The sequence below is a fragment of the Sphingobium sp. PAMC28499 genome (genome assembly GCF_004795815.1).
Lineage (GTDB): Bacteria > Pseudomonadota > Alphaproteobacteria > Sphingomonadales > Sphingomonadaceae > Sphingobium > Sphingobium yanoikuyae.
Genome location: NZ_CP039248.1, coordinates 1,160,492 through 1,181,636, shown reverse-complemented (window position 1 = coordinate 1,181,636; position 21,145 = coordinate 1,160,492). Strand labels below are relative to the sequence as shown.

General features: G+C 65.2%; 21 protein-coding genes, 2 tRNA genes and 1 riboswitch. Of the genes, 10 read left to right on the top strand and 13 right to left on the bottom strand.

Features of this window, described 5'->3' with window-relative positions; translation table 11 throughout:
* Positions 1–73: 73 nt before the first annotated feature.
* The 4 genes from E5554_RS05670 to dapD all read left to right on the top strand — a co-directional run bounded on the left by E5554_RS05670 (position 74) and on the right by dapD (position 3,334).
* Entirely contained in the window at positions 74–772 is a 699-nt protein-coding gene (locus E5554_RS05670) for an extensin family protein (RefSeq protein WP_026109467.1), read from the top strand.
* Between the two features lie 111 nt (positions 773–883).
* Positions 884–1,762: a TIGR00730 family Rossman fold protein gene (locus tag E5554_RS05665; protein WP_136186215.1), complete on the top strand. Its 879-nt coding sequence runs from the start codon at positions 884–886 to the stop codon at positions 1,760–1,762.
* A 64-nt stretch (positions 1,763–1,826) separates the two neighbouring features.
* Positions 1,827–2,498: a pyrimidine 5'-nucleotidase gene (locus tag E5554_RS05660; protein ID WP_136186214.1), complete on the top strand. Its 672-nt coding sequence runs from the start codon at positions 1,827–1,829 to the stop codon at positions 2,496–2,498.
* On the top strand, positions 2,495–3,334 hold the full coding sequence (gene dapD, locus E5554_RS05655; protein ID WP_017502548.1) for a 2,3,4,5-tetrahydropyridine-2,6-dicarboxylate N-succinyltransferase: 840 nt from the start codon (positions 2,495–2,497) through the stop codon (positions 3,332–3,334). Before E5554_RS05660 ends, dapD begins: the two co-directional genes overlap by 4 nt.
* Before the next feature lie 27 nt (positions 3,335–3,361).
* Here dapD and cobU read toward each other — a convergent pair whose 3' ends face one another.
* From cobU to E5554_RS05615, 8 genes are read right to left on the bottom strand one after another with little or no spacing between them, the layout of a single operon-like run.
* Entirely contained in the window at positions 3,362–3,868 is a 507-nt protein-coding gene (gene cobU / locus E5554_RS05650) for a bifunctional adenosylcobinamide kinase/adenosylcobinamide-phosphate guanylyltransferase (protein ID WP_136186213.1), read from the bottom strand.
* Positions 3,865–4,818 carry an adenosylcobinamide-phosphate synthase CbiB gene (gene cbiB / locus E5554_RS05645; protein WP_136186212.1) on the bottom strand — a complete coding sequence of 318 codons (954 nt, stop codon included), beginning with the start codon at positions 4,816–4,818 and terminating at the stop codon, positions 3,865–3,867. Before cbiB ends, cobU begins: the two co-directional genes overlap by 4 nt.
* Positions 4,811–5,794 carry a threonine-phosphate decarboxylase CobD gene (gene cobD / locus E5554_RS05640; protein WP_136186211.1) on the bottom strand — a complete coding sequence of 328 codons (984 nt, stop codon included), beginning with the start codon at positions 5,792–5,794 and terminating at the stop codon, positions 4,811–4,813. The genes cbiB and cobD overlap by 8 nt, the downstream gene beginning before the upstream one ends.
* Positions 5,791–6,510, bottom strand: coding sequence for an adenosylcobinamide-GDP ribazoletransferase (locus E5554_RS05635; protein WP_136186210.1), 720 nt, complete (start codon positions 6,508–6,510; stop codon positions 5,791–5,793). The genes cobD and E5554_RS05635 overlap by 4 nt, the downstream gene beginning before the upstream one ends.
* Complete coding sequence (locus E5554_RS05630) at positions 6,507–7,076, bottom strand: histidine phosphatase family protein (RefSeq protein WP_004209730.1); 570 nt, start codon at positions 7,074–7,076, stop codon at positions 6,507–6,509. The genes E5554_RS05635 and E5554_RS05630 overlap by 4 nt, the downstream gene beginning before the upstream one ends.
* Positions 7,073–8,086, bottom strand: a complete 1,014-nt coding sequence (gene cobT, locus E5554_RS05625; RefSeq protein WP_136186209.1) for a nicotinate-nucleotide--dimethylbenzimidazole phosphoribosyltransferase — start codon at positions 8,084–8,086, stop codon at positions 7,073–7,075. The genes E5554_RS05630 and cobT overlap by 4 nt, the downstream gene beginning before the upstream one ends.
* A complete protein-coding gene (locus tag E5554_RS05620) occupies positions 8,083–8,490 on the bottom strand; it encodes a DUF1636 domain-containing protein (protein ID WP_136186208.1) in 408 nt (135 codons plus the stop codon). Before E5554_RS05620 ends, cobT begins: the two co-directional genes overlap by 4 nt.
* A complete protein-coding gene (locus E5554_RS05615) occupies positions 8,490–10,445 on the bottom strand; it encodes a TonB-dependent receptor (RefSeq protein ID WP_136186207.1) in 1,956 nt (651 codons plus the stop codon). Before E5554_RS05615 ends, E5554_RS05620 begins: the two co-directional genes overlap by 1 nt.
* Before the next feature lie 135 nt (positions 10,446–10,580).
* A riboswitch (cobalamin riboswitch) is annotated at positions 10,581–10,774 on the bottom strand.
* A gap of 66 nt (positions 10,775–10,840) precedes the next feature.
* Between E5554_RS05615 and E5554_RS05610 the strand changes: the two genes are divergently transcribed.
* Positions 10,841–11,701, top strand: a complete 861-nt coding sequence (locus E5554_RS05610) for an ABC transporter substrate-binding protein (RefSeq protein WP_136186206.1) — start codon at positions 10,841–10,843, stop codon at positions 11,699–11,701.
* 12 nt (positions 11,702–11,713) lie between these two features.
* Here the strand turns inward: E5554_RS05610 and E5554_RS05605 are convergent, their stop codons facing one another.
* Positions 11,714–12,112: an acyl-CoA thioesterase gene (locus E5554_RS05605; protein ID WP_136186205.1), complete on the bottom strand. Its 399-nt coding sequence runs from the start codon at positions 12,110–12,112 to the stop codon at positions 11,714–11,716.
* The gene (locus tag E5554_RS05600; RefSeq protein ID WP_136186204.1) at positions 12,112–14,184 is read right to left on the bottom strand and encodes a S9 family peptidase; all 2,073 of its coding nucleotides are present in this window, start codon (positions 14,182–14,184) and stop codon (positions 12,112–12,114) included. The genes E5554_RS05605 and E5554_RS05600 overlap by 1 nt, the downstream gene beginning before the upstream one ends.
* 110 nt (positions 14,185–14,294) lie before the next feature.
* On the opposite strand from E5554_RS05600, the gene E5554_RS05595 reads away from it, so the two are divergent.
* Positions 14,295–16,076 (top strand): aminopeptidase P family protein, encoded by a 1,782-nt coding sequence (locus tag E5554_RS05595; protein ID WP_136186203.1) that lies wholly within the window; start codon positions 14,295–14,297, stop codon positions 16,074–16,076.
* A gap of 6 nt (positions 16,077–16,082) precedes the next feature.
* Here the strand turns inward: E5554_RS05595 and E5554_RS22960 are convergent, their stop codons facing one another.
* Positions 16,083–16,223: a hypothetical protein gene (locus E5554_RS22960; protein WP_162181981.1), complete on the bottom strand. Its 141-nt coding sequence runs from the start codon at positions 16,221–16,223 to the stop codon at positions 16,083–16,085.
* Between the two features lie 115 nt (positions 16,224–16,338).
* Here E5554_RS22960 and E5554_RS05590 point away from each other — a divergent pair.
* Positions 16,339–16,413, top strand: a tRNA-Thr gene (locus tag E5554_RS05590).
* Positions 16,414–16,488: 75 nt separating this feature from the next.
* Here the strand turns inward: E5554_RS05590 and E5554_RS23280 are convergent.
* A complete protein-coding gene (locus E5554_RS23280) occupies positions 16,489–16,662 on the bottom strand; it encodes a DUF1294 domain-containing protein (RefSeq protein WP_247594389.1) in 174 nt (57 codons plus the stop codon).
* A gap of 55 nt (positions 16,663–16,717) precedes the next feature.
* A complete protein-coding gene (locus E5554_RS05580) occupies positions 16,718–18,736 on the bottom strand; it encodes a TonB-dependent receptor (RefSeq protein ID WP_136186201.1) in 2,019 nt (672 codons plus the stop codon).
* A 349-nt stretch (positions 18,737–19,085) separates the two neighbouring features.
* Here E5554_RS05580 and E5554_RS05575 point away from each other — a divergent pair.
* The 3 genes from E5554_RS05575 to E5554_RS05565 all read left to right on the top strand — a co-directional run bounded on the left by E5554_RS05575 (position 19,086) and on the right by E5554_RS05565 (position 21,137).
* Positions 19,086–19,160: transfer RNA gene (locus tag E5554_RS05575), tRNA-Gly, on the top strand.
* A 379-nt stretch (positions 19,161–19,539) separates the two neighbouring features.
* Positions 19,540–20,142, top strand: coding sequence for a sigma-70 family RNA polymerase sigma factor (locus E5554_RS05570; protein WP_247594388.1), 603 nt, complete (start codon positions 19,540–19,542; stop codon positions 20,140–20,142).
* A complete protein-coding gene (locus tag E5554_RS05565) occupies positions 20,139–21,137 on the top strand; it encodes a FecR domain-containing protein (RefSeq protein WP_136186200.1) in 999 nt (332 codons plus the stop codon). The genes E5554_RS05570 and E5554_RS05565 overlap by 4 nt, the downstream gene beginning before the upstream one ends.
* Positions 21,138–21,145: the final 8 nt, after the last annotated feature.

The window sequence follows — 21,145 nt, the reverse complement described above, 5'->3', positions numbered from 1 at the left end:
CCGCAGCAAAATGCGACGAAATGACAGCGCCGTTAACCCATCAGCCCGGAAAGCCGTGGTAAATGCGGGATTGATGGTAGAGCGGGCGACGAAAAATTCGGTATGGCGCAGCGCGGCCCTGGCCGCGACGATGGCGAGCATGCTGGCCGCCTGCAGCGGCGACCTGGTGCCCAAGGGTCGAGTCGCGCGTGCATCCAAGCCGGTGAAGAGCGCGCGCCCGGCGCCCCCGCCCGCGCCGCCGCCGCTCGAAACCCGGCAATGTTTCGCCAAGCTGCAATCCCAGTCGGTCGCCTTCACCCCCCTGCCCGATCAGAATTTCGGTGGCGGATGCAGCGCGATCGGCAGCGTCAAACTGCTCGACATCGGTGTGCCGACCTCGGGCCTGGGGGCCATGACCTGCAACCTTGCCGCCAATTTCGCTGCCTGGTCGCGCTATGCCGTGCAGCCCGCCGCCCGGCTGATCCTGGGCGCGGAGATCGAAAAGATCGAGACGTTCGGCACCTATAATTGCCGGCCGATCGCGGGCAGCGGCAAGCTCAGCGAACATGCCCACAGCAACGCGATCGACGTATCCGCCTTCGTCCTGAGCGACGGGCGACGGATCAGCGTCGAGAAGGACTGGAATGGCGACAAGCGCACCCGCCAGTTCCTGGAAGTGGTCCATGCCAGCGCCTGCAAACGGTTCAACACGGTGCTGTCGCCCGACTATAACGCCGCCCATCATGACCATTTCCATTTCGACATGGGCGGCCGCGGCGGTTTCTGCCGCTGAGCGGGAATCACAAACGCGGCGTCTTTTGCCGTTAAGCGGAAATAGCCAACTTGGCGGATTTTCCCGCTAACGGTCTTGGCATTGTCACCTGCCGCGCCTAGCTTGTTGGGAATGACCAAGAAAGAAATTGAAGAACGCAAATTCCGCCCCGCACGCCAGGAAGCGGACGACGCCAGGAAGGCGATCGAAACCCCCCAGACCAGCAGCGCCGCCTACAAGCTCGCCTTCCAGGACAATGAGTTCCTGCTGCGCGAGGATCTGCGCCCGGTGCGCTTCCAGCTCGAACTGCTCAAACCCCAGTTGCTGATGGACGAGGCGCGGATCGAATCCACCTTCGTCTTCTACGGCTCCGCCCGCATTCCCGAACCCGATCAGGTCCAGGCGCGGATCGACGCGGCCACCACGCCGCAGCAGAAGAAGATTGCCGAAAATCTGGGCAAGAAGGCCCGCTATTATGAGGAAGCGCGCAAGCTGGCGCGGATCGCGGCGCAATATCCGGTGAACGCCGCCGGTTGCCGTCATTTCGTCGTCTGCTCGGGCGGCGGCCCCTCGATCATGGAAGCGGCCAATCGCGGCGCGGTCGATGTCGGCCAGACCACGATCGGCATGAACATCGTCCTGCCGCATGAACAGGCGCCCAACCTGTTCGTCACGCCGGAACTGAGCTTCCAGTTCCATTATTTCGCGCTGCGCAAGATGCATTTCCTGCTGCGCGCCCGCGCGCTCGCGGTCTTCCCCGGCGGCTTCGGCACGTTCGACGAGATGTTCGAACTGCTGACCCTGATCCAGACCGGCAAGATGAAGCCGATCCCGATCCTGCTGTTCGGCAAGGATTTCTGGAACAAGGTGGTGGATTTCGAGGCGCTGGCCGACGAAGGCGTGATTTCCCACGCCGACCTCAACCTGCTGACCTGGGTCGAGACGGCCGAGGATGCCTGGGCCGCGGTGCAGGACTTTTATCACGACAGCGAAACGCCCGGCTGCGGCTGATGCGGCCGATCCATGGGGTCTTTGCGCCCTTGCCCTAATCCCCGCCGGGGATTAGGGCGCGGCCATGCGCGCGGACCTGGCTCATGTCGACACCTGGATCTTCGATCTGGACAATACGCTCTATCCGGCGAAGGCGGACCTGTTCGCGCTGATCGACGTGAAGATGGGCGAATATATCCAGGGCCTGCTGGGCTGCGACCCGGGCGAGGCGCGGATCGTCCAGAAACGTTACTTCATGGAGCATGGCACGACCCTGTCGGGGCTGATGCATCATCATGGCATCGAGCCGCGCGAATTTCTCGACTATGTCCATGACATCTCGATGGAGCGACTGGCGGTCGATGCCGATCTGAACGCCCATATCGCCGCCCTACCCGGCCGCCGACTGATCTTCACCAATGGCGACGCGACCTATGCCGGCCGCGTGCTCGACAAACTGGGCCTCGCCGGCGCGTTCGAGCTGATCCACGACATCCATGCCTGCCGCTATGTGCCCAAGCCCGATCCGTCGGGCTATGCCGAACTGTGCAGCGTCCACGCCATCGACCCGACCCGCGCCGCCTTTTTCGAGGACATGGCGCGCAACCTCAAACCTGCCAAGGCAATCGGCATGACCACCATCTGGGTCAATAACGGGTCGGAAGCGGGCAATCACGACCATCATCCCGATTTCATCGATTATGAAACCGACCATCTGACGCCGTTCCTGGCGGATATTTTTGGGGAAAGACCATGAGCCAAGACCTGATCGCGATCATCGACGCCGCCTGGGAGGACCGGGCCAATATCAACCTGTCGACCCAGGGCGACGTCCGCCAGGCGGTCGACAAGGCGCTGGCCCTGCTCGACAAGGGCGAACTGCGCGTCGCCGAACCGACCGAGGCTGGCTGGCAGGTCAATCAGTGGGCGAAGAAGGCCGTGCTCCTCTCCTTCCGCCTCAACGACAATGTCATGATCGACAATGGTCCGGGCGCCGGCCACTGGTGGGACAAGGTGCCGAGCAAGTTCGCCGGTTGGGACGAGGCCGCCTTCCGCGCCGCCGGTTTCCGCGCCGTGCCGGGCAGCTTCGCCCGCGCCGGCAGCCATATCGCCAAGAATGTCATCCTGATGCCCAGCTTCGTCAACATCGGCGCCTTCGTCGATGAAGGCACGATGGTCGACACCTGGGTGACGGTCGGCAGCTGCGCCCAGATTGGCAAGAATGTCCATCTGTCGGGCGGCGTCGGCATTGGCGGCGTGCTGGAACCGCTGCAGGCCGACCCGGTCATCATCGAAGATGACTGCTTCATCGGCGCCCGTTCGGAAGTGGTCGAAGGCGTGCGCATCGGCAAGGGATCAGTGCTGTCGATGGGCGTGTTCATCGGCCAGTCGACCAAGATCATCGACCGCGCCACCGGTGAAGTGTTCATGGGCGAAGTGCCGCCCTATTCGGTCGTTGTCCCCGGCTCCCTTCCCGGCAAGCCGCTGCCCGACGGCACGCCCGGCCCCAGCCTCTATTGCGCCGTGATCGTCAAGCGCGTCGATGCGCAGACCCGGTCGAAGACCGGCATCAACGAACTGCTGCGCGACTGAATCTGGAAGGGGCGGTCCGCCGCCCCTTCACCCCTTCAGGGCAAGCGGCAGGCCGGCCGCCACGAAAACGACCCGATCCGTCACGGCCGCAACCCGCTGGTTCAGCGTGCCCGCCAGATCGCGAAAGCGCCGCGCCAGCGCATTGTCGGGCACGATGCCCAGCCCCACCTCATTGGCGACCAGGATGATCGCCCCGTCATGGGCGGCTATCGCGGCACAGAGCGCGTCCGCCGCCGCATTGCCATCCCGATCCGCCAGCAGCAGATTGCTCGCCCACAGCGTCAGGCAATCGACCAGCACGGTCTTGCCGCGCGCCGCCGCAATGGCCGCCGGCAAGTCGATCGGCGCCTCTACCGTTTCCCATTCCGGTCCGCGATCGGCCTGATGCCGGGCGATCCGGTCGACCATCTCGGCATCCCATATTTCGGCCGTAGCGATGAAGACATGCGGCCCCGGCTGCGCCTCCGCTGCAGCCTGCGCATGGCGGCTCTTGCCCGATCGCGCGCCGCCCAGCACCAGCAGGCTGCTTGTCATATCATGTCTCCCGCAAATAGCGCCTGCAGCCCGGCCACCAGCCAGAGCAGCAGGCAGGCCTGAACATAGATGGCCAGCGCCCAGCGCAGGTCGAGCGGATCGGCCTCGCTTCGCCCGCTGCCGATCCAGGGCTTGTCATGGCGTACGCCATCATAGCGGATCGGCCCGGCCAGCCGCAGGTCGAGCGCGCCCGCCATCGCCGCTTCGGGCCAGCCGGCATTGGGCGAGGCATGGTTGCGCGCGTCGCGCCACATCACCCGCCAGCCGCCACCCCCGGCCAGGCAGAGCAGGCAACCGGCCAGCCGCGCCGGGATCAGGTTCATCAGGTCATCGGTGCGCGCCGCCGCCCAGCCGAACGGCCCCCAGGGGGCTTCACGATGGCCGATCATGCTGTCGGCCGTGTTCACCGCCTTATAGGCCCAGACGCCCGGCAGGCCCAGCAACAGCAACCAGAAGAAGGGCGCGACGACACCGTCGCAGAAGCTTTCCGCCAGGCTCTCGATCGCGGCGCGGGTCACGCCGCTTGCATCGAGCGATTGCGTGTCGCGCCCGACGATCATGCCGACCGCCTCCCGCGCCGCCGTTAGGTCATCGGCGGCCAGTGCGCGGTAGACGGCGCGGACATGGCTGTGCAGGCTGCGCAGCGCCAGCGCCGGATAGGCCAGCAGGCCGATCAGCAGCCAGCTCCAGGGTACCGGCAACCATAGGCGCAGCAGATGCTGGACCAGCCATCCGCCACCGCCTGACACCAGCAGCAGGACCAACACCGTCGCTATTCCGCCCATTTTCCGGACGAGAGCGCTATGCGCCGGATCATTCCAGCGCGCGGCACAATGATCGATGAGCCGCGCAAAGCCGCCGACCGGATGGCCTACCCGGCGATAGAGTGCCGCCGGCCAGCCGACCACCGCATCCAGCGCGAGTGCCAGCAACGCAACCGGATCAGCCATGGCGCAGCGCCCGTTCCAGTCGGGCCAGACCCATCGCGTCTGCCGGCAGGCCGATGCGCAGCCAATGCGGCTGACTATCGAAGGGCCGGGTCAGGATCGCCTGCCCTGCCAGCCGCTCGAACAGGGCCATGGCATGGGGCGTTTCGATCAGACGAAAGAGCGGGCTTTGGCCGATCGGTTGATAACCGTGGCCCAGCAGCAGCGCGTCGAGCGCCTTCGCCTCCCGCTGCAGCTGATCGCGCATCGCTTCTATCCAAGCGGTATCGCGATAGGCGGCCGTGCCGATGGCAATGGCGGCGGCCGACACCGGCCAGGCACCCAGCCTGTCCCGCACCCGCGCGATGATCGCGCGCGGCGCCACCAGAAAGCCGAGGCGCAGGCCGGCAAGCCCGAAAAACTTGCCGAAGGAGCGCAACAGCATGAGGCGACGATCGTCGGCCACGAAGGTCGCCAGGCTGATGCCGGGATGGCCATCGGCAAAGGCCTCGTCGACCACCAGCCAGCCATCCGACCCGCGCCGGTCGAGCAGGGCGAGCAGATCGGCCACGCCATGGATGCGCCCGTCGGGATTATTGGGATTGGCAAGGATCAGCGTCTGCCCGTCGGCCTCGTCCAGACGGTCGAGATCGACCGGCGCGGCGCCGGACACCATCGCGCCATGGGTGCGATAGGCCGGGCTGGCATGGCGGACCGGACCGTCGAGCAATGCGCCAACGAGGCGCAAGCCAACCTCCGTCCCCGGCAGAGCGCAGACATGATCGGCCGCGACGCCGAAATGATCGGCCGCCGCCTGTTCGAGCGCGCGCAGTCCCTGCTCGTCGGGCAAGGCGCGCCAGTCGATCGCCTGCTCGGCCGCGCCGGGCCAGGCATGGGGATTGATGCCTGTGGATAAGTCGAGCCAACTTTCGGGCGCACCGCCGAAATGCGCGCTTGCCGCCGCGACGCCGCCGCCATGCCATGTCCAGCGCGTCGTCATGCCGCGCCACCGGCAATCAGGGCGACGAAAAGCAGCCCGCTTTCAACCAGTTCGATCCCCGCGCCATGGCCATCGCCGGAAATGCCGCCCAGCCTGCGCTTCAGCCACAGGCCCCAGACCAGCATCAGCAGCGGCGCCGCGAGCAGGGCCGGCAGCCACCAGGCGGCGATTATCAACAGACTTATCCACAGGGCGATGTGGATCGTTTTGACGGCATCGGCAAAGCGCGCGCCCAGCCCGGCATGCAGCGGCGGCAGCATCCGCGCCCACAGCAGCGGCCCGATCCGCGCGGCAAAGGGAATGAGCAGCAGCGGCAACATCATGCCCCGCTCGACCAGCGCATGGAGCAGCAGCAGCTTGACGATCAGTTGCAGGCCGATCGCCACCACGCCGAAACTGCCGACATGCGGGTCGGCCAGCACCGCCAGCAGCCGATCGCGCCCTTTATGCACCGCGCCGCAGGCATCAGCGATGTCGCCGAGCCCGTCGAGATGCAGCGCCCCGGTCACGCCGACCCAGCAGAGCAGCCCGGCCAGCGCCCCGATCCAGGGATCGATGCGAACAGCAAGATTGACAGCGAACATGACAGATAGACCGACAATCGCGCCGACCGCCGGAAACCATCGGATCGACCGTGCGAAGTCTGTCTCGTTCGCTGTCACCTTCGGCATCGGCAGGCGGGTCAGAAACTGGATGGCAAGGACCAGCCCCTTCATGGGCGCAGGCCCGTGATGCGGGCGAGCGGCGGCTCCCCGGTCCAGCGTTCCAGCGACAGCAAGGCGGCATAGGGCAGGCCGAAGCTCCAGCTCTGCTGCACGCTGAACCCGCACAGATGGGCCAGCGCCGCGCGCATCGCCCCGCCATGGGTCAGCACCAATGTGGGCACGCGCGGCAGATCCTCGACCGCATCGGCGATCCGCCCCAGCAATGCCGTCCATCCCTCGCTGCCTGGCGGCGCGAAGCCATCGGGATCCTGCCAGAAACGGGCGAGCGCCTCGGGATCGACATCGGCCGGGGCCAGGCCATCCCAGATGCCGAAATCCAGTTCCCGCCAGCGCGGATCGACCCACACCGGCAAGCCGGCGCGCTCGCCGATCGCCGTTGCCGCCTGCCGGGCGCGCTGCAGGTCGGACGTTACGATCATCTCGATCTCCAGCCCCTCCGCCTGCGCCAAGCAGGCATCGATGCCTGCGCGCGTCGGCACGCTGTCGGTCCGCCCCAGCAACAGGCCGGGCGTCTCGGGCGCGCCATGCCGCAGCAGATGGAGCGGCATGCCCATCATGTCGCGGTCGACACCGCCGCCTCGGCAAAGGTCGCCATGCCGCTATGCGCGGCTACGGCGGCACGGACGATATTGGCCGCCACCGCCGCGCCGCTCCCTTCGCCCAATCGCATGTCGAGGCGCAGCAGCGGTTCAAGGCCCATCCGCTCCAGCAGCAGGCCGTGGCCCGGTTCGGCCGAGCAATGGCCGGCCAGGCAATGATCGGCAAAGACCGGCACCTGCGCCACCAGCGGCGCGATCGCGGCGCAACTGATGAAGCCGTCGAGCAGCACCGGCACGCCCAGCTGGCGGGCGCGCAGCACCGCGCCAGCAATCGCCGCCAGTTCGCGTCCGCCCAGCCGGCGCAGCGTTTCGAAGGCGCTGTCCGGCGCATCGGCATGGAAGGCGAGCGCGCGATCGATCGTCGCGATCTTGCGCGCGATCCCCTCGCCATCGACGCCCGTGCCGGGACCAACCCAGTCGCGGACCGCACCGCCAAAGCTGCGGGCGCTCAGCGCGGCGGCGGCGGTCGAATTGCCGATCCCCATCTCGCCCACGACCAGCAGGTCCAGATCCTCTTCGGCCGCCGCCGCGCCGATCGACAGCGCGGTCAGGCACTCCTCCTCGGTCATGGCGGGCGCGACGGTGAAGTCCGCCGTTGGCCGGTCCAGATCGATCGATCGCACCGCCAGTTCCAGCCCGGCGACACCGGCGAGCGCATTGATCGCCGCGCCGCCGGCGGCGAAATTGGCGACCATCTGGGCGGTCACGGCGGCCGGATAGGCGCTGACGCCATGGACGGTGAAGCCATGATTGCCGGCAAAGATCGCGGCACGCGCCCGCTTCAGGCGCGGCACCGCGCGCCCCTGCCAGCTTGCCATGAAGATCGCGACATCCTCCAGCCGGCCGAGCGCCCCCAATGGCTTGGTCAGCTCGGCCTGCCGCGCGCGTGCTGCCGCGCTCGCCAGTTCCTCGGCCGGCGGCAGGTTGGCCAGGGCATTTTCGAAATCGGTGATCGAGGCGAAGCTCATTCGACGACAAATCCTTCCGGCGGGGTACGGGTGATGAAATGGCCCTTCACGCCTTCGGGCCATTCGCGAAAGGCGACGCGGCCATGCTCGCTGGCGGCATAGGCAATGGCATAATCGAGGATCGCGCGCGCCGCATCGGCATCCGGTGTGAACCGCCCCATGACATAGCCGACCTTGCCCGGCGCGCGCAGATGGACGGTGCAATGATCCTGGCAGGCGAACAGGCATGGCATGTCCTGCACCGCGACGGTGGCATAGCGCTCGTCGGAAGCCTGCACGCTGCGCAGCGCCTCCGCCAGCCGGGCCCCGCCACGCACGCCCTCCTCATCCTCCCGCGCTTCGGCCGAATGACGGCAGGTATTGCAGGCGACGATGGCGGGGCCGGGTTCGACGGGACGCAGCATCAGAAGCGCCCCCGGAAGCCGGCATAGATGCTGCGGCCGAGCGTGCCATAGCGATAGGCCGTCATGTAGTTCTCGTCGAAGAGATTCTCGACGCGGGCGAACAGGCGCAACGCCGGGGTGAACGCATATTCGGCGCGCAGGTCGACCAGTGTATAATCGTCCAGCCGGGTGGTGTTGGCCGCATTGTCATAGCTGTGGCCGGACCAGCGCACCGCCGCGCCGGTAGTGAGGCCGAAGGGCCAGGCATAGCTGATCGAACCATTGGCGCTGTTCCGCGGCCGACGCGGCAGCCAATTGCCTTCGTTCGCGGTGCCGTCCGAACGATCCTCCGCCACGGTCCAGCTATAATTGCCGTCGATGGTCAGTCCCTTGACCGGTTCGACCGCCACCTGCGCCTCTATGCCATGCGCCTTGGCGCGCGCGACATTGAGATAATAGCCATAGCGGCGGGTGGTGGTGCCGGGCGTGAAGCAGAGCGGATCGGTCGAGCTGGTGGAACAGCTATTATAGATGATCTGGTCGGTCGTGGTCCGATCGAACCAGGTCGCGCCCAGCCGCAGTTTCTCGCCAAAGAAACGCTGCTCCGCGCCCGCTTCCCAGCCATGGGCGCGTTCGGGATCAAGCGCCTGGTTCCCATATTCGGAAAAGAGCTGATAGAGGGTCGGCGCCTTGAAGCCCTCGCCATAGCTGGCGCGCAGCACCGTCCCGGTCGGCAGCGCCCAGACGCCACCGGCGGAAAAGAGGGTGCGGCCGCCATAGCGGTTATGATCGTCATAGCGCAGCCCGCCGGTCAGGGTCAGGCCCGTAATCGGCTGGGCATTGAGCTGGCCATAGACGCTGGTGATCTCCGCCTTGCCGCGGGCCGGGTCGGGAATCGGCACCGAAAGCGACGCCGAAGGCGACACGCTGCGGAAGCGGCTATTCTCATTCTCCACCCCGAACAGCGCGGTCCAGCCATCGGCGATCGCGAAGCTGCCCTGATATTCCAGCCGCTGGTTGCGCCCCGCCGCGTCGAAGGTCTGCTTGCGCGGGTTGCGCGGGTCGTAATTGTCGCGATCGGTGTCGGTATAACCATAGCCGAAGCGGTTGCGGAAGCGGCCGTCGAGCAGTGCGACGTTAAGGCCGGCATAGCCGACAAATTCACGATTGGTGCCATAGGCCGGGCTGTCCGCGCTGGTCGCGTCGAAATCGACCCGGCCATCGGAATAATAGCCGCGCAGGTCCGCGCTGATCCCGTCCGCCAGCGCAACCTCGACCCGGCCGGTGACGCTGCGGTTGGTATAGCCGTCCTTTTCCTTGCCACCAAAGGCCGGGCTGATCGCCGAAATACCCTCGGTGGTGAAACTCTGGCCGCCGATCCGCCAGCTGACCGGGCCAGTCTTGCCGCCCAGCGCCGCGCGGGCACTGACCGTGTCACGCGACCCCGCCTCGATATCGAAGCTCCCCTCCAGCGCCTTTTCGGGCATGGCGGTGACGACATTGACGACGCCGCCGATCGCCTGGCTGCCCCACAGGGTCGACTGGGGACCGCGCAGCACTTCGATCCGCGAGGCATCGCCGACCAGCAGATTGGCGAAATTATAGCCGCCGCCGGCCGAGGATGGATCGTTGAGCTTCACGCCGTCGATCATCACCACGGTCTGGTCGGATTCCGCGCCGCGGATGCGCAGCGACGTCGCCGTGCCATAGCCGCCATTGCGCGAGATGCTGACGCCCGGCGTGCGCAGCAGCAATTCGGTGACGCCCAGATCCTGCGCCCGGTCGATCGCTGCCTTGTCGAGCACGGTGACGGAGGCCGGCACCTGATCCACCGGCGTGGCGAGGCGGGTCGCCGTGACGAAGATAGAGGATGCCCCGGCATCGGCGGCGGCATCGGGCGGTGGCGCCTGCTGCGCCTCTTCGGCGAAAGCGGTGGTGGAGAGAAGGAAAGAACAGAAAGTCAGATATTTGAACACATAAGCCCCCGGACGAGGGACCGCATCCCAGGGACGATATCGGTGCCCGGCCGGGCGCGACATGGTCCCCGCAATTTGCGGTCCACCTGTCGCCACGCGGGTTCACCCCCGTCCGCTCGGCACACCCTGTCCGCGCGAAGGACGACCGCGACCGGCAGGTCTCCTGGCTCGCGGGTCATCGCTGATTCATACCGCCTTCTCAGAACCTTGCGGTCCCAATGGCATGTGGCACAAAGGCTCGCCGCTCACAGTTGCAGGGGCAGCCGGGGTCTTGAACCCCATTCCCTTTTCATCCCCATTGCCGGGGAACCTGTCGCAGTCCGGGCGATAGGCGAGCCCGACTGGAGCGTCAATCTTCCTTGCCTGGCGGAGCGCGCCGGCTAAGGGAGGTGGCCATGCGGATATTTGCGCCCATCGGCCCCGGCAAGGGGATGATCGCCCTGATGATCGCCCTGGTCGGTGGCGCCACCTTATGGGCGGCCACCGCTCGCCAGCCTGCCAGTGCCAGCAAACGTCCGCAACGGATCGTGTCGCTCAACCTGTGCGCCGACCAGTTGCTGGTCGCGCTGGCCGATCGCGACCAGATTGCCGGCCTGACCCATAATGCCGGCGATCGGCAGATGTCGGCGGTGGCTGCCATAACGAAGGGCCTGCCCATCCTCGACGGATCGGCCGAACAGATTTTGGCGACCAATCCCGATCTGGTGATCGGCATGCCAGCGCGGCGCAATCCGGCGATCGCGATCCTCAAGGCCCAGCATTATCCCGCCGTCGACCTGAAAAGCGCGGACAGCTATGCCGATATCGTCGCGTCGATCCGCACGGTGGCGCAGGCGATCGGCCATGCCGACCGGGGCGAAGCGATGATAACGCGGATGGACCGGGAACTCGCCGCCCTGCCCCGCGCACCGAAGCCGAAGGTCGCAGCCTATTATCAGCGGCGCGGTTATATGACCGGCACCGGCACGCTGGTCGACGACCTGATGACGCGGGCAGGGCTGCGCAACCTGGCCGCCGACCTTGGCAAGCCGGCGATCGCGCAGGTCAGCCTGGAGGAGATGGTCGCCGCCCGGCCTGACTATCTGATCGTCGAGAGCGCCACCGACCGCATCACCGACCAGGGTACCGAAATGCTGCACCATCCCGTGCTGCGCGACATAGCGCGCATCAGCCTGCCCCAGGCCTGGACCGTGTGCGGCGGACCGGCCTATGTGCAGGCGGCCCGCGCCCTATCCCAGGCCGTCAGCGCCCGCTGAAGCTGGGCCGGCTCAGCCCTCGATGAAGTTGGCGGCGACTTCGGCCGGCACCCGCATCAGCCGGCCGCTTTCCTTGTCGATCATCGCCCAGGTGGATTTGGCCGACACCTTCACCTTGCCGTCCGGTCCGGTGAACTCGATCAGCCGGTCGAACCGCGCGCCGCGCGGTCCTTCCGGAATCCAGGTGCGGCCCGACACGACATCGCCCTCGGTCACGTTACCGCGATAATCAACCTCATGCCGGGTCACGACCCAGATATAGGCGTCGACATGGACGGGGTCGGCATCGGTCATCCAATGTTCGACCGACAATTGCTCCATCCACTGCACCCACACCGCATTGTTCACATGGCCCAGCACATCGATATGCTCGGGCCGCGCGATGAATTGCTTGGTGAAGCTCGACGCCATCAGCCTTCCACTCCCAGCTGCCACAGGATGAACGCAAATTCCTCGGCGGTCTCGTGCAGGCTCTCGAACCGGCCCGACTTGCCGCCATGCCCCGCGCCCATATTGGTCTTGAGCAGCAGGATATTGCTGTCCGTCTTGGTCGCGCGCAGCTTCGCCACCCATTTGGCCGGCTCCCAATAGGTGACGCGCGGGTCGTTGAGACCGGCGGTCACCATCAGCGGCGGATAATCCTGCGCGCGGACATGAGTGTAGGGATCATAGGACTGGATGGTCCGGAACGCGGCTTCATCCTCGATCGGATTGCCCCATTCGGGCCATTCGCCCGGCGTCAGTGGCAGCGTCTCGTCCAGCATGGTGTTGAGCACGTCGACAAACGGCACATGCGCCACCACCGCGCCCCACAGGTCGGGATCGCTGTTGATGACCGCGCCCATCAGCTCGCCGCCGGCCGATCCGCCCGAAATGCTGATCCTGCCCTTGGCCGAATAGCCAAGATCGATCAGCCCCTTCGCGACATCGACGAAATCGGTGAAGGTGTTGGTGCGCTTGTCGAGCTTGCCGTCCAGATACCATTGCTGGCCCATATCGTCGCCGCCGCGAATATGGGCGATGGCAAAGGCAAAGCCGCGATCCAGCAGCGACAGGCGGCTGGTCGAGAAGCCCGGCTCCATCGCCAGCCCATAGGCGCCATAGCCATAAAGGTGCAGCGGCGCGCTGCCATCGCGGGGGAAGTCGGCCGGATAGACGATCGACACCGGAATCTGCGTGCCGTCGCGCGCCGGGATCATCAGCCGCTCGGTGGCATAGCGGCTGGCGTCATAGCCCGAGGGAATTTCCTGGACCTTCAACACCTCCAGCTCACCCGTTGCCAGATGATAATCATAAATGGTGTCGGGCGTGACCATCGATTCATAGCCGATGCGAAGCTTCGTCACCTCATATTCGGGATTGTCGTCGAGACTCGCCGAATAGCTGGCTTCCGGGAACGGAATGCGCTTTGCCGCATGGGTCGCATAATCGCGCAGCTCGATCTGGTCGAGCCCGTCCTGCCGCCCTTCTGTGACGTAGAAGGTCTTGAACAGGGTGAAATCGGTCAGGTAGAAATGGGCGTCGGCGCCGATCACTTCATCCCACTGGTCGGGCGCGTCGAGCGATGCCTTCACCAGCCGGAAATTGGGATGGGTGTCGTTGGTCTTGATGTAGAGCGTGCCCTCATGCTCATCGACGTCATATTCGCGGCCGGCCTTGCGCGCGGAGACGAGCAGCGGCGTCGCGGTCGGATTGTCGGCCGGGATCAGCCAGGCTTCGCTGGTGACATGGTCGCCAGTCGCGATGACGATCCATTTTTCCGAGGAGGTGAGGCCGATCGAGACGCGAAAGCCTTCATCATCCTCATGGAACAGCTCGACATCGCTCTCGACGCTCTGGCCCAGCCAGTGCAGCCGCGCATTGTCGGTCCGCCAATTTTCATTGGCGAGGCCGTAGAGCAGCCCCCTTGAATCGCTGGTCCACACCAGCGACGACAATGTGTCGGGAATGACTTCGGGCAGGATTTCACCCGAAAACAGATCCTTGATCCGCGCCTCGAACCGTTCGGAGCCATTGGTGTCGATGGCGTAGGCCAGATAGCGGCCGTCCGGGCTGACCGACATGGCGCCCAGACGAAAATAGTCATGCCCCTGCGCCAGCGCGGGTTCGTCCAGGATCAGCTGATCCTCGCCGCCCGCAGCGGGCTTGCGATACCATTTGCGATATTGCGCCCCGGTCTCGAACGCGCGCCAGTAGATATAGTCGCCATCCTTTTGCGGAACCGACTGGTCATCTTCCTTGATGCGCCCCTTCATCTCTTGGAACAGCGTGTCGAGCAGCGGCTTGTGCGGCGCCATCGCGCCCTCGAACCAGGTGTTCTCCGCCTCCAGATAGGCCAGCACATCCTTGTCCTGGACGTCGGGATAGCCGGGGTCGCGCAGCCATGCGTAGGGATCGTCCACCGTGATGCCATGATGCGCGAAACTGTGCGGGCGACGTTCGGCGATCGGCGGGGACAGGGGCGGCTGCATTTGATCGGTCATTAACTATCCATGGTCCAGACGGGGGCTGCGCTGGAATAAGCGCGCCGGCCCCTCTATGTTGTCGGCATTATGGCCAACGCAAGAGGCCGGAATGATCCAAGGGAAGTTCGATGTCCAGTTATGAAGATCGCCTGAAGGCCCTGCGTGCCCAGCTGGTACGCCAGAAGCTTGATGGTTTCGTGGTGCCGCTGACCGACGAGCATATGAGCGAATATGTCGGCGCCTATGCCCAGCGGCTCGCCTGGCTGACCGGTTTCCAGGGCTCGGCCGGCAGCGCCGTGGTCCTGCCGGAGGAGGCCGCGATCTTCGTCGACGGCCGCTACACGCTGCAGGTGCGCGAACAGGTAGACGGCGCCCATTGGCAATATGAAAGCGTGCCGCAGACCTCGATCGCCGCCTGGTTGAAGGATCATGCGGGCGAAGGCGCGCGCATCGGCTATGATTCCTGGCTGCACACCCGCGCCTGGGTGAAGCAGGCAACACAGGCCCTGGCGGACAAGGGTGCGGAGCTGGTCGCGGTCGACACCAACCCCGTCGATGCCGTCTGGCCCGATCGCCCGGCGCCCAGCGACGCCAAGCTGGTGGTCCATGACGATCGCTATGCCGGCAAGAATGCCGCCGAGAAGCGTGCCGATATCGCCGACTGGCTGGTGTCGAAGAAGGCGGATGCCGCCGTCCTCTCCGCGCTCGATTCGATCGCCTGGGCCTTCAATATCCGCGGCAAGGATGTGGAGCGCACGCCGGTCGCGCTGGCTTATGCCATCGTCCATGCCGATGCCACGGCCGACCTCTATGTTGCGCCGGAGAAGATGGACGAGGCGGTTGCCAAGCATTTGGGCAACGCCGTGCGCATCCATGACCGCGCCGCCTTTGCCGATGCGCTGGCCGACCTCAAGGGCAAGACCATCGTCGCCGATCCCGAGCGGGCGGTCGCCGCCATCTTCGAGGCACTCAATGCCGGTGGTGCGCAGATACTCAGCCTGCGCGACCCCGCCGTGCTGCCCAAGGCGATCAAGAACGACACCGAAATTGCCGGCCACAAGGCGGCGCAGGCGCGCGATGGCGCCGCCTTGAGCCGCTTCCTCCACTGGATCGCGGTGGAAGCGCCCAAGGGCGGCCTGACCGAACTCTCCGCCTCGGACCGGCTGGAGGCGTTCCGCAAGGATACCGGGCTGCTGGAGGATCTGTCCTTCGACACGATCAGCGGCGCCGGTCCCAATGGCGCGGTCGTCCATTATCGCGTCGAGGAAAAGACCAACCGCCCGATCGAGACCGGCAGCTTCTATCTGGTCGATTCGGGCGGCCAATATCGTGACGGCACCACCGACGTCACCCGCACCATCGCCATTGGCAGCCCTAGCGAAGAGATGAAGCAGCGCTTCACTCTGGTGCTGAAGGGCCATATCGCGCTGGCCCGCGCGGTCTTCCCGGTCGGCACGCGCGGCGGCCAGCTCGACGTGCTGGCACGCCAATATCTCTGGGCGCAGGGTCTGGATTATGCCCATGGCACCGGCCATGGCGTTGGCAGCTTCCTGTCGGTGCATGAAGGGCCGCAACGGATCGCGACCTTCGGCGGCGGCGACGAGCCGCTGGTGGCGGGCATGATCCTCTCGAACGAGCCGGGCTATTACAAGACCGGCGAATATGGCATCCGCATCGAGAATCTGGTGCTGGTCGAGGAACGGGCGATCGCCGGCGGCGAAAAGCCGATGTTGGGTTTCGAAACCCTGACCTTCGCGCCGATCGACCGCAACGCCATCGCCGCCGACCTGCTGGACGCGGGTGAGCGCGCCTGGGTCGACGCCTATCATGCGCAGGTGCTGGCCGTGGTCGGCCCGCAGCTCGACGGCGAGGCGCTGGCCTGGCTCCAGACGGCCTGCGCGCCGCTCTGACCCGAATCAGTCCTTGGACGATTCCGGCGCGGGGGTGGGCTCAGCCCCTTCCCGCGCCACATCGCGGCTCTGGGCCTTGCGCCGCCGCAAATTGTCGCGCAGCGCCTGCGCCAGCCTTGCTTTCTTTTCGTCCGGGGTCTCGCTCATGACGAAGCGCATAAGCAAAATGCATTATCTGCCGCAACCCGCCTTGACAGGAGGCAATGGGGCGGCCATAGGCGCGACCTCCGAAGCGCACGGCGCGACGGAGACGAAATAGAGTGCTGCCGTAGCTCAGTGGTAGAGCGCATCCTTGGTAAGGCTGAGGTCGCGAGTTCAATCCTCGCCGGCAGCACCATTTCTCCCCCCGACAGATGAAAAATCAGATCATCGCCCATCCGGCGAGGACCAGCCCCTGCGCCGCGGCGATCAGCTATAGCCACCGGACGAAAGGCTGTTTGCGCGTCTTGTGACGAAAGAGGTGGCGGGCGGCAAATGCACCCGGCGTCCCGCCTGCGAGCGCCCAGAGCAGCAAGGTCCGCTCGCGGATTCGCGCCATTCCCCGCACGGCCCGGCGCTTGTCGAACCCGAACAGCATGAAGGCCATCAGGTTCGCCAGCAGCAACCAGGCGAAGGCGAGGAACTGCGCGGCAGGAATCGGCTCAACCGCGCACGGTGACGCCGATCCAGAGCGTCCTGGGCGTACCCAGGTCGATGGATCCGCCGGCATTGCGGGTGACGACATCCTCGTCGAACAAATTTTCCCCGCGCGCGACCAGGCTGATGCCGTGGCCGATCGGCAGCCGGGCAAGGGCGTCGAGCGTCAGCGCATCGGGCAGCACGTCGCTCTGCAGGTCATCCTCATATTGCTTGGCCGTGTAGCGCAGCGTGGCCGACAGTTCCGGCCCGGCCTTCGGTGCCCAGGCCAGCGTCGCGCTGGCCGAATGGCGCGGCACCTGCGCCGGGGCAAAGCCGTCAAATGCCATGCCCGGCGCATCGACCTTGCTGCGGCTATAGGCATAGGAGGCGAGCAGCGAGAAATCGGCCGGCAGCTGCGCGCTGGCGGTCAGCTCCACGCCCTTCGCCACGATCGCGTTCACATTCTGGCGCTGGCGGGTGTTGGCGGCGATGGTGACGTTCGCGATCGCATCGTCGAGCCGGTTGTAGAAAAGCGTGGCGGAGAGCTGCATGCCCGACGCCGGGGTCAGGTCGATGCCCCCCTCCACGCCCTTGAGCTTCTCTGGCTTGAGTGCCGCATTGGCCTGGTTGGTGATCGGGAAGACGACGAAGGGTCGATAGAGCTCGTTGAGCGTGGGCAGGCGGAAGCCGCTATAGGCCGCGCCGCGCAGCGCCACCGCATCGCTGAGATGGTAGAGCGCGCCGGCCCGACCGGAAAATGCCCAGTCGGAACGATTGGCGTAGCTGCTGTCCTGCGTCACCAGGCCGGCCGCACTGACCGCCTTGTAGAAGCCGTTGCGGATCGACCAGCGATCGGCCCGCACCCCGCCGGTCAGGACCAGATTGCCAATCGTCCAGTCATCCTCGGCAAAGATGCCGCTGGTGATCTGGTCGCCACCGGCATGGCGGCGCGATGTCAGCGGGTTGGTGGCGATGCCGGCATTATAGGCATCTTCAAACATGTCGCCGGTGGCGAAGCGGGTGTCCATACCGATGCGCAGCACATGATCCTCGCCGACCGGCGGGCGCAGCTCGATCTTGCCGCCGATCCCGGTCGAGGGGGTGTTGCGCTGGTCGAGCGACTTGCGGAAGCTGGTGGAGGAGATGACGATATTGGAGAAATTGCGCGCCTGGAGATAGGCAAGTGCATCGACCTGCCAACGCCCCCGGCTGATATAGCGGATGCTGGCGTCCTGGCCCCGGCTCATGCTGTCGGCGCCAGCAAAGCGCAGCGTGCGATTATCCTCGAACAGGGTGCCGCGAAACTGGATTTCCGAGGTCGCGTCGATCGGCGCGACGGCACGCACATTGGTCGACCAGCTGTCATAGGCGGCGGGCACGGTGGCGGCGACGCGCTGATCCTTGGGCGTGGTCTGGAAGCCGTCACCCCGGTCCCAGCGGCCCGAGAGCGAGACATAACCATTGCCCAGATCCGGCGCGATGCTGGCCGACAGCTCGGTCGCGTCCCTGCTGCCATAATAGGCGCTGGCGCCGAAGACCGGCATCTGGTCGCGGGTAGCGCTGGCCAGTTCGATCGTGCCGGCGACCGCGCCGGCGCCGAACGCGCCACTGCCGCCGCCGCGCGTCACCCGCACCAGTGCCAGCCGGTCGGGCACCAAAGCCGAAAAGGGGATATAGCCGAAGAAGGGATCGGCCACCGGCACGCCATCGAGCAGCACCAGGGTCCGGCTCGACGCATTGCCGCCCAGCGCGCGCAGCGTGGCGCCCTGGTTCGACGGATTGGACGCTCGGCTGTCAGAGCGGCGGAACTGCTGGAAACCCGCGACATCGGCCAGCACGCTCTCGATCCGACCCGACGCCGCATCCGCCAGCCGATCCCGGTCGATCACCACAGAGCCATAGGCCGGCGTCCCAGGCGGCAGGGCGAGGCCCGTGCCGGTCACCACGATCGACGCGGCCTCATCCGCCGTCACATCGGGCGCCTGGGCAGCTGCGACGCCGGGCAGCGCGCACAGCATCAACGGCAGCGGCAGGATTTTCATGAAGCGCGTCCCCTTGGTCCGATTTTGCATCGGGGACTAGGAAGTCGCGCCCTGCACTGTCAAGCCGCGACCACCGGCTGCCCTGTCATGACCAATATCGCGCAGATACATGCACACCATGGCCAAAGGCGGCATGATTCGACGATTCGCCAAGGGCCGATCCACAGCTGCGTTCGCCCCGGCGCCACCGCCAATTTAATCACACCGCCAAAACCCCCGGAAAACGGGGGATTTTTTCCGTTTTCAAAAAGTTTTTCATTTTTCTGCAATTCAGCCCTTGCCGACTTTGGAAACCACTGCTAGTTCGCCGCCACCCGCCGAGAGGGACACACTCTCCCGGCCGCCAAGAGCGGGCGTAGCTCAGGGGTAGAGCACAACCTTGCCAAGGTTGGGGTCGAGGGTTCGAATCCCTTCGCCCGCTCCAGAATTCTTCAATAAAACCAAAGAATTCTGGCCCGCCGGGGCCGATCGAAACCGCTTATTTTTCCTTCGAAAATCGCAAAGTAAGCGCATGGTAAGCATGTTTGGGGCTAGGTTCCGCTGTGCTTTTTCCATCACAGTTTACCAGCCTCTGATCGCACCGGCTGCCTTGCGCAATCGATTACATGCCGCCATCATCGTGACGTGAGGAAATCCGAAGAGTGCCTCGCAAGCATACCTGCCAAGCATAATTTACGTCGGTCCACGAAGGACGGGCGGCCGCCTAGAGATGACAGTGGCATGTCGAACCGCGGCATAGCGCAGGGGAAAGCAAACAGTCGGGCGGCTGCCCGATGGCAGTTGCTGTCGCCTGGATTTGACTTGTGCCCTCTCAATTCCCTTTCCCGTGCCATCGTCCGCCTAGGTCCGTATCCTCTGGATGCCACAATAGTCCCGCCGATGGGACGCCGGCATCCGACGCCGTTTCTCCGCCGGCCGAAAGCCTTGCGCAAACTTTCCAGACCGAGCGAGCCGGGCTTCTGCGTTATCTGGGCAAACGCGCCGGATGGGATGCAGCACCTGATCTTGTCCAAGAAGTCTTCGTGCGCGCCGCAAGCAGCGAGCAGGCGGGACAACTCATAAATCCTGCCGCGTTCGTCAGACGAATCGCCCGCAATTTGCTGATCGATCGAGCCCGAAAGATAGGACGTGATAATGTCGTCATCTTTCCGCTCGACGAGCAGCGAGATGTCGTCGCGCAGCCAGAGCAATGCCTCAATTTGGAGGCGTCCGATCTACTACGCCTCTACGAGAATGCCGTCGATACGCTTCCCGAAAAGACCCGCCGTGTATTCCTGATGCACCGGGTGGATGAAATGAGCTATCGCCAAATCCATGAGCGATTGGAAATCAGCGTCGCGACGGTGGAATATCACATGGTGAAGGCGCTCGCGCATATCAGCCGTCACGTGGACGCGGCGCGATGAGCGACCTGGATGGCGACGATGGCGTCGACCGCGATGCCATCGAAGAACAAGCTATCGCCTGGTTCCTGAATCTGCGCGCTCGTGAACCGGGGGCGGATACCTCGGATCTCGACGCATGGCTGGATCAGTCTGCCGATCATCGACGGGCCTATGAGCGGGCTCGATATCATTTTGAGGCTTCAGAGATACTGAAGTCATCTGTCCGCCATGGCAAAAAGAAGCCGTTACATTCCCGCACATTTTTCCTCGGCCTGGGAATTGCAGCAGCACTTGCGCTGGCAATAGCTCTAGGCGCGACCTTCACGTCGAACCAGCATCTGCGGACCGCTATCAACGAGGAAGCTGCGCCGGCGCGCATGCGTGCGCCGCGGCATCAGATCCGCACCGTGGCGCTCGCCGACGGTTCCGATCTCACGCTCGACGCCGCCAGCCAGATCGAAGTTGCAATGACGAACAGAGAACGTCGAATCCGGCTCCTCGAAGGGAAGGCTCGTATAGCCGTGAGCGCAGACCCTCGCCCCTTCATCGTCGAGGCTGGTTCAGGCGAACTTATGGCCAATGCCGCAAGCTTCGATGTGGATATGGCGGCCGATGGTCAAATCGAGGTTGCCGTGCTGTCGGGTGAGGTCGAATTACGAAGATTGCTGCGCCCTGCGGTGTTGGAGAGGGTAGCCCCAAAGATGCAGGCCGGGCAAAGCTATGGCTATCTTGCAAGCGACTTCACACCAATTGCGGTCGGACAGGACGACACCGATCGGCGTGACTGGCCTAATGGCTGGACCGAATATCATTCCGCGCCCCTGTCGGAGGTGATTGCGGATGCCAATCGATATGCAAGGCAGCCGATCGAGCTCGATGAGCCCCCCCTGGGCAATCTGCTGGTTTCGGGACGGTTCCATATTACGGATAGCGACCGCTTTGCCGAGAGGATCGCCTCTCTTTTCGGACTTGCTGCAGTGCACCGCCAAGGCGCCATTCACCTGCGCAAGAGATAAAATATTTT

Bases quoted from the DNA above. Each gene is read 5' to 3' on its own strand.
- cbiB (WP_136186212.1), bottom strand. From the start codon at position 4,818: ATGGCTGATCCGGTTGCGTTGCTGGCACTCGCGCTGGATGCGGTGGTC.
- E5554_RS05610 (WP_136186206.1), top strand. From the start codon at position 10,841: ATGCGGATATTTGCGCCCATCGGCCCCGGCAAGGGGATGATCGCCCTG.
- E5554_RS05600 (WP_136186204.1), bottom strand. From the start codon at position 14,184: ATGACCGATCAAATGCAGCCGCCCCTGTCCCCGCCGATCGCCGAACGT.
- cobD (WP_136186211.1), bottom strand. From the start codon at position 5,794: ATGACGACGCGCTGGACATGGCATGGCGGCGGCGTCGCGGCGGCAAGC.
- cobU (WP_136186213.1), bottom strand. From the start codon at position 3,868: ATGACAAGCAGCCTGCTGGTGCTGGGCGGCGCGCGATCGGGCAAGAGC.
- E5554_RS05580 (WP_136186201.1), bottom strand. From the start codon at position 18,736: ATGAAAATCCTGCCGCTGCCGTTGATGCTGTGCGCGCTGCCCGGCGTC.
- E5554_RS05670 (WP_026109467.1), top strand. From the start codon at position 74: ATGGTAGAGCGGGCGACGAAAAATTCGGTATGGCGCAGCGCGGCCCTG.
- E5554_RS05660 (WP_136186214.1), top strand. From the start codon at position 1,827: ATGCGCGCGGACCTGGCTCATGTCGACACCTGGATCTTCGATCTGGAC.
- E5554_RS05635 (WP_136186210.1), bottom strand. From the start codon at position 6,510: ATGAAGGGGCTGGTCCTTGCCATCCAGTTTCTGACCCGCCTGCCGATG.
- E5554_RS05630 (WP_004209730.1), bottom strand. From the start codon at position 7,076: ATGATGGGCATGCCGCTCCATCTGCTGCGGCATGGCGCGCCCGAGACG.
- E5554_RS05665 (WP_136186215.1), top strand. From the start codon at position 884: ATGACCAAGAAAGAAATTGAAGAACGCAAATTCCGCCCCGCACGCCAG.
- E5554_RS23280 (WP_247594389.1), bottom strand. From the start codon at position 16,662: ATGGCCTTCATGCTGTTCGGGTTCGACAAGCGCCGGGCCGTGCGGGGA.
- E5554_RS05565 (WP_136186200.1), top strand. From the start codon at position 20,139: ATGAGCGACCTGGATGGCGACGATGGCGTCGACCGCGATGCCATCGAA.
- E5554_RS05595 (WP_136186203.1), top strand. From the start codon at position 14,295: ATGTCCAGTTATGAAGATCGCCTGAAGGCCCTGCGTGCCCAGCTGGTA.
- E5554_RS22960 (WP_162181981.1), bottom strand. From the start codon at position 16,223: ATGAGCGAGACCCCGGACGAAAAGAAAGCAAGGCTGGCGCAGGCGCTG.
- dapD (WP_017502548.1), top strand. From the start codon at position 2,495: ATGAGCCAAGACCTGATCGCGATCATCGACGCCGCCTGGGAGGACCGG.
- E5554_RS05620 (WP_136186208.1), bottom strand. From the start codon at position 8,490: ATGCTGCGTCCCGTCGAACCCGGCCCCGCCATCGTCGCCTGCAATACC.
- cobT (WP_136186209.1), bottom strand. From the start codon at position 8,086: ATGAGCTTCGCCTCGATCACCGATTTCGAAAATGCCCTGGCCAACCTG.
- E5554_RS05605 (WP_136186205.1), bottom strand. From the start codon at position 12,112: ATGGCGTCGAGCTTCACCAAGCAATTCATCGCGCGGCCCGAGCATATC.